This is a genomic window from Neisseria sicca 4320 (assembly GCF_000193735.1).
Lineage (GTDB): Bacteria > Pseudomonadota > Gammaproteobacteria > Burkholderiales > Neisseriaceae > Neisseria > Neisseria sicca_E.
Genome location: NZ_AEPF01000050.1, coordinates 22383 through 28578 on the forward strand (window position 1 = coordinate 22383; position 6196 = coordinate 28578).

At 51.0% G+C, this 6196-nt stretch carries 3 protein-coding genes; 2 read left to right on the top strand and 1 reads right to left on the bottom strand.

Annotated elements, in window-relative coordinates:
- Positions 1 to 49: 49 nt before the first annotated feature.
- Positions 50 to 364, bottom strand: a complete 315-nt coding sequence (locus NSCA4_RS0104500; RefSeq protein WP_016687024.1) for a hypothetical protein — start codon at positions 362 to 364, stop codon at positions 50 to 52.
- 573 nt (positions 365 to 937) lie between these two features.
- On the opposite strand from NSCA4_RS0104500, the gene NSCA4_RS0104505 reads away from it, so the two are divergent.
- Positions 938 to 1417, top strand: a complete 480-nt coding sequence (locus NSCA4_RS0104505) for an FKBP-type peptidyl-prolyl cis-trans isomerase (protein ID WP_016687025.1) — start codon at positions 938 to 940, stop codon at positions 1415 to 1417.
- Between the two features lie 275 nt (positions 1418 to 1692).
- The gene (gene glgB / locus NSCA4_RS0104510; RefSeq protein WP_016687026.1) at positions 1693 to 6009 is read left to right on the top strand and encodes a 1,4-alpha-glucan branching protein GlgB; all 4317 of its coding nucleotides are present in this window, start codon (positions 1693 to 1695) and stop codon (positions 6007 to 6009) included.
- Positions 6010 to 6196 lie beyond the last annotated feature (187 nt).

The following is a 6196-nucleotide window of genomic DNA, read 5'->3' on the forward strand; positions in this document are numbered from 1 at the left end:
TAAAAAAAGCAGGATACAATCGTATCCTGCTTTTTTAACTGTAAAAATATTATTTTGCAGCAGAAGCGGCAGAGGCTGCAGCAGATGCAGCGTCTTGAGCTGCTTCGGCGGCGTTATGTGCAGCGGATGCAGCGGCATTATGTGCAGCGGATGCCGCGGCAGCTTCAGTGACAGATTCAGTAACGGCAGCTTCGGTAGCGGCGGATGCAGCAGCAGAAGCAGCTTCGGTAGCGGCAACAGCAGCATCAGAAGCTGCTTCAGATGCAGCAACAGCAGCTTCAGAAGCAGCTTCGGTTGCAGTTTTTTGACCACAAGCGGCAAGAGCCAAAGAGAACAGAGCAGCAGCAATCAGGGATTTTTTCATTTTGAGAACCTTCTTTAAATCGATTTAAACAAAAAACGGAACAACTGAAACGGTATTAATCCGTTCCATTTAGAGTAAAAATTCATTGCTGAATTTCCTGCATTATGCACGACAGGATGGATCGGTGCAACGGTACAGACGAATTAGTAATTTTTTAGTAACTTCTAATCAATCCCGGATGGTCTGAAATAGGTAATAAAACCAATCAGCACAACTTGCCGTCGAAAGTATATTCAAGATTGGAATTATCTTAAAATTCTATTTATTTCATACATTTATATATAAATGAATAGTGTATTCCCAATAGTTCGGATATTTCTGTCCAATAGCGCAGACCCATTACGTATAAAGACAGAAGTTGCGAAAAAGCTACATTAATTTAAATATTATTAAAATTTACACCATTAATCATATTTAGTAAATATATGTTGGAATTTATTTGATAAAGTTAAATTTTGAATATTATTATGAATTTCCGTTTAAGACGGTACTGTGATAAAATATTTTGGATTTGTTGGCAGAAGGTTGTCAATAAAGCCTATTTTGATAAACAGTCATGATTAAGGATAAAAAATGGCTATTGAAAAAAATTCCGTGGTTTCGCTTCACTATGAAATGTACGATGCAGACAACCAACTGCTGGACAAAACCGAAGAACCCATCGTCTATCTGCACGGCGGATATGACGGCATTTTCCCTTTGGTGGAAGAAGCTTTGCACGGGAAAAATGTCGGCGATACAGTTGAAGTAGCGCTGTCTCCCGATGATGCGTTCGGCGAGCAAGATCCTAGCTTGGTGCGCATTGAAGATGTCAACGCATTCCCTGTCGATGTGGAAGTAGGCATGATGTTTGAAGCTGATGATCCTGAAACCGGCGATGTCTTGATTTACCGCGTAACCGACGTTGCAGACGGCAAAGCCGTAGTTGACGGCAACCATCCGCTTGCCGGCATGAAAATTTTGTTTAAAGCAACGGTTGACGGTGTACGCGATGCGACTGAAGAAGAAATCGCGCACGGCCACGTTCACGGCCTGCACGGTCATCATCACTAAATAATTAATTTTAAGGATAAAAGGTCGTCTGAAAGCAGGATTGGGTTTCTGTTTTCAGACGACCTTTTTATATCCTGCAAACCCATACCCAAATATAGCTGGAACATTCCGACAACCATCAAAATCAAGCTGCTTCCCTATCGCCTAAAAATTTTGGGATAAGTCAAACTAAGCAGGGAAATCTGGGTCTGAAGGTTTGTTTTCTCTGAATTATGGGAAACATTCAATCTTATTTATATTAAGATTCGGTTTATTGTAAACAGGCGAATTGTGTCATGAGCGAACATTTGGAAGAGCAGGCTCTGGGCTTGGGAATTGATTTGGGTTTCCACGACATCGGTGGAATTTATCATGAGACCAAGCCCGAAGTTTTGGAAGCGATTGTTGGGGCTTTGCAGCAGGACGGTTTTTCAGACGACCTTTATGCGGATACTTTAGCGGCGCATGAAAACGGTCAGGAATCTTTGCGAATGCCTTCCGAGTTTCGTGGCGCGGCTGAAGTTTGCTTGGAAGATGAGGCGGGCGGACGGCAGATTTTGGCGTTGAACCATGGCGAGGACGGCGTGCTTTGGGTTGCGTTGCCTGCTTTGGCTTACGGCTATTACACCTTGTCTGCCGAAATTGAGGGCATTGTCCGCAAGGTGCGGCTGGTGGTTGCGCCGCAGTCGGTTTATCAACCCAAAATGCTGGAACGCGGTTTGCGGATGAACGGGCTGACGACGCATTTGTACAGCCTGCGTTCGCAGCGGAACTGGGGCATCGGGGATTTTACCGATTTGCTGGATTTGATGGCGTTTGCGGCGGATAAGCAACTGGATTTCGTCGGCATCAATCCGTTGCACGCACTTTTTAGTGCCAAGCCTGCTTTTGCCAGCCCGTACAGCCCGTCTTCGCGCGAATGGCTCAATCCGATTTATCTGGATGTGGAGAAGGTTGGCGCATTCTCTTACAACGAAAAGCTGAAAAACTGGCTCAAGCAGCCGAATATCTGCCAGCGCATCGCGGCGTTGCGGATTACGGAAACCGTCGCTTATACGGCGGTTTGGGCGTTCAAGCGCGATGCTTTACAAAAGGCGTTTGATGCGTTTGAAAACGACGAATGCGAAGCCGCCGAACAAGAGCGGGCGGCGTTTGATGCCTTTGCCGAAACACACGGCGAGGCTTTGGAAGGCTTCGGTTTGTTTGAGGCGTTGGATCAGTATTACAACCGTTCCGGCGAAGTGGGTTGGCTGTCTTGGCCGTCGGAGTTTCATGAACCGAATGGCGAGGCGGTTCAACGATTTGCACAGGGACACCGCCGCGAAATCCGTTTTTATATGTGGCTGCAATGGCTTTGTGCGGAGCAGTTGCGCGAAGTGAACGAAGCGGCTGCGGCGCGCGGCGTGAAGCTCGGGATTTACGGCGATTTGGCGGTCGGCGTGGCACGCGGCAGTGCGGATACTTGGCTTAACCGCGCCGATTATTGTATGGATATGGCGGTTGGCGCGCCGCCCGATCCGTTCAGCCCGACGGGGCAAAACTGGAATCTGCCGCCGCTCAATCCGACCGTGTTGAAGCACACGGGTTATGAGAAGTTTGTCCGTCTTTTGCGTGAAAATATGCGGCTTTACGGCATCTTGCGCATCGATCATGTGATGGCTTTGTGCCGTCTGTGGTGGGTTGCGGGAGAGACGGCGGACTTTGGCGCGTATGTGCATTACAACGCGGATGTGATGTTTGCCATCCTAGCTTTGGAAAGCCGGCGGAACCAATGCGTGGTCATCGGCGAGGATTTGGGGACAGTACCCGACCAAGCGCGGTATTTGCTGAACCGTTATCAGGTGTTTTCTTATAAGGTCGTGTATTTCAGCAAAGGCTGGCACGGCTTTGAATTGCCCGAAGAATATCCCGAACAGGCGATTACAGTGGTCAGCACGCATGATGTCGCACCCTTGGCGGGCTATTGGACGGGCAAGGATTTGGATTTGATGTTCCGCTTGGGTACGATTCCCGATGCGGAAACTTTTCAGACGACCTTAGAAGCGCGCGAACACGACAAGTCGGATTTGTTCGATAAGTTGAAACACGCCGGCTGCCTGCCAGCCGACGCCGAGATGTCGTCTGAAATTGACGAAGCGCTGCTAACCGCCTTGCACCGGTATGCCGTCATGAGTCGCAGCAAACTGTATGCGGTGCAACTGGAAAACCTGCTGGGCATGAGCGACAACCTGAATGTGCCGGGCGTTGCCGAGGGTTATCCCAACTGGGCGCGCAAAATGCCCGTTGCGCTTGAAGATTTTCCCCACAACCGCCTGATGGGCGGCCAACTTGCCATGATTGGAGAGGTACGCATGAAGAAAAACAGCCGGATGAAGCCTTATCACGAGCTTGACCAAGTCGAACGCGACACAGTCGAAAGCCTGTTTCTTGCCACCCACAGCGATTTGTTCGCCTATTTGGGACGACACCGCCTTGCCGAAGGCGACGAGGTCGTGCGAACCCTGATTCCGAACGCTTCGGGCGTGGATATTGTCAACCGTGAGAGCGGCGAGGTGATTACGTCGTCTGAAAAAGTCGATGAACGCGGATTCTTCGTTGCCGTGCTGCCCGAAGGCGCGCCCGACTATGCTTTGAACGTCCGTTATACCGAAGATGCCGAGCCTGTGCGCGAAGAAGACCCATACCGCTTCGGCTCTGCCTTAAAAGACATGGATTCTTGGTTGCTGGCGGAAGGCAAACACCTGCGTCCTTATGAAACTTTAGGCGCGCATTTTGCCGAAGTGGACGGCGTGAAAGGCGTGAGCTTTGCCGTATGGGCGCCGAACGCGCAGCGCGTGTCCGTCATCGGCGAATTCAACCACTGGGACGGCCGCCGCCACGTCATGCGTTTCCACCGCGACAACGGCATTTGGGACATCTTCATTCCCGCCGTCAAACTCAACGCCCTCTACAAATTTGAAATCCGCGATGCCAACGGCGATGTGCGGCAAAAAACCGACCCGTATGCCTTTGGCGCAGAGTTGCGTCCGAATACCGCATCTGTCGTGCGCGGTTTGCCGGAAAAAGTGGACGCACCCGACTTCCGTGCCCGCGCCAACGCCATTGACGCACCCATCAGCATTTATGAAGTGCATTTGGGTTCGTGGAAACGCAATCCCGAAAACAACTTCTGGCTGACTTACGAACAGCTCGCCAAAGAATTGGTCGCATACGTCAAAGACATGGGCTTCACCCATATCGAATTCCTGCCCGTGTCCGAATACCCGTTTGACGGCTCGTGGGGCTATCAGGCGACCGGATTGTATGCGCCGACCAGCCGTTTCGGTTCGCCCGACGAATTGCGCGCCCTGATTAAAGCCGCACACGATGCAGGCATCGGCGTCATTCTTGACTGGGTAGTCGGACACTTCCCGACCGACGACCACGGGCTTGCCAAGTTTGACGGCACCGCGCTGTACGAACACGCCGATCCGCGCGAAGGCTACCACCAAGACTGGAACACCTTGATTTACAACTTCGGCAGGAACGAAGTCAAAAACTTCCTGCAAGGCAATGCCTTGTATTGGATAGAGCGTTTCGGCTTCGACGGTATCCGCGTGGACGCCGTCGCCTCCATGATTTACCGCAACTACTCGCGCAAAGACGGCGAGTGGATACCCAACCAATACGGCGGTCATGAAAACCTCGAAGCCATCGCCTTCCTGCGCGATACCAACACTATGTTGAAAGAGGTCGTCCCGTCCGCCACCGAAATCGCCGAAGAATCCACTTCGTTCGCCAATGTAACCCGTCAAGAAGGCTTGAACTTCAGTTACAAATGGAACATGGGCTGGATGAACGACACCTTGCGCTACATGATGGAAGACCCCATCAACCGCAAATATCACCATAACAAAATGACCTTCGGCATGATGTATCAATACAGCGAAAACTTCGTCCTGCCGCTCTCGCACGACGAAGTCGTACACGGTAAACGCTCACTGCTCGGACGGATGCCCGGCGACTGCTGGCAGCAATTCGCCAACCTGCGCGCCTACTACGGCTTCATGTACGGCTTCCCCGGCAAAAAACTTTTGTTTATGGGCAACGAGTTTGCGCAAGGCAGAGAGTGGAACTATAACGAAGGACTGGATTGGTTCCTGCTCGACCAAGAAGGCGGCTGGCACAAAGGCGTACAAAACTTCGTACGCGATTTGAACCACGTCTATAAAGACACCGCGCCGCTTTACCAGCTCGACCAATGGCCGGAAGGCTTCGAATGGCTGGTCGCTGACGACGGCAATAATTCCGTCTTCGTCTTCGAACGCCGCGACCGCGAAGGCAACCGCGTCATCGTCATCAGCAACTTCACGCCCGTCGTCCACGACAGCTACCGCTTCGGCGTGAACGAAGCCGGTGAATACCGCGAAATCCTCAATTCAGACGACCCCGGCTACAACGGCAGCGGTGTATCCACCGGACAAGCCCTGCAAACCCAAACCGAAGAAATCTGGTCGCACGGCAAGCCTAACTCGCTCGCCGTCAAAGTGCCGCCGCTGGCAACGGTTTACCTCTACAAAGCCGCCGAGCCGAGCGCAACGGAGTCAGCCGATAAAGCAGAAGGCGAAGCGTAAGTTTGAGCTGAACTTGGTTTTAAACATATCAAGACAAGTTCAAACCAACCGCTTTGCTTTTTCAGACGACCTTTTGAGATGAAGAGGTCGTCTGAAATTTTTTTGGGATGGCAGATAAAGTTTGATATGCCCGATTACATCGGTTTTGACTGGTAAGGGATGTTGTGTAAAGACAAACAGGTATAAC

Excerpts from the sequence above, each read along its gene's own strand:
- NSCA4_RS0104500 (WP_016687024.1), bottom strand. The coding sequence starts at position 364 with ATGAAAAAATCCCTGATTGCTGCTGCTCTGTTCTCTTTGGCTCTTGCC.
- NSCA4_RS0104505 (WP_016687025.1), top strand. The coding sequence starts at position 938 with ATGGCTATTGAAAAAAATTCCGTGGTTTCGCTTCACTATGAAATGTAC.
- glgB (WP_016687026.1), top strand. The coding sequence starts at position 1,693 with ATGAGCGAACATTTGGAAGAGCAGGCTCTGGGCTTGGGAATTGATTTG.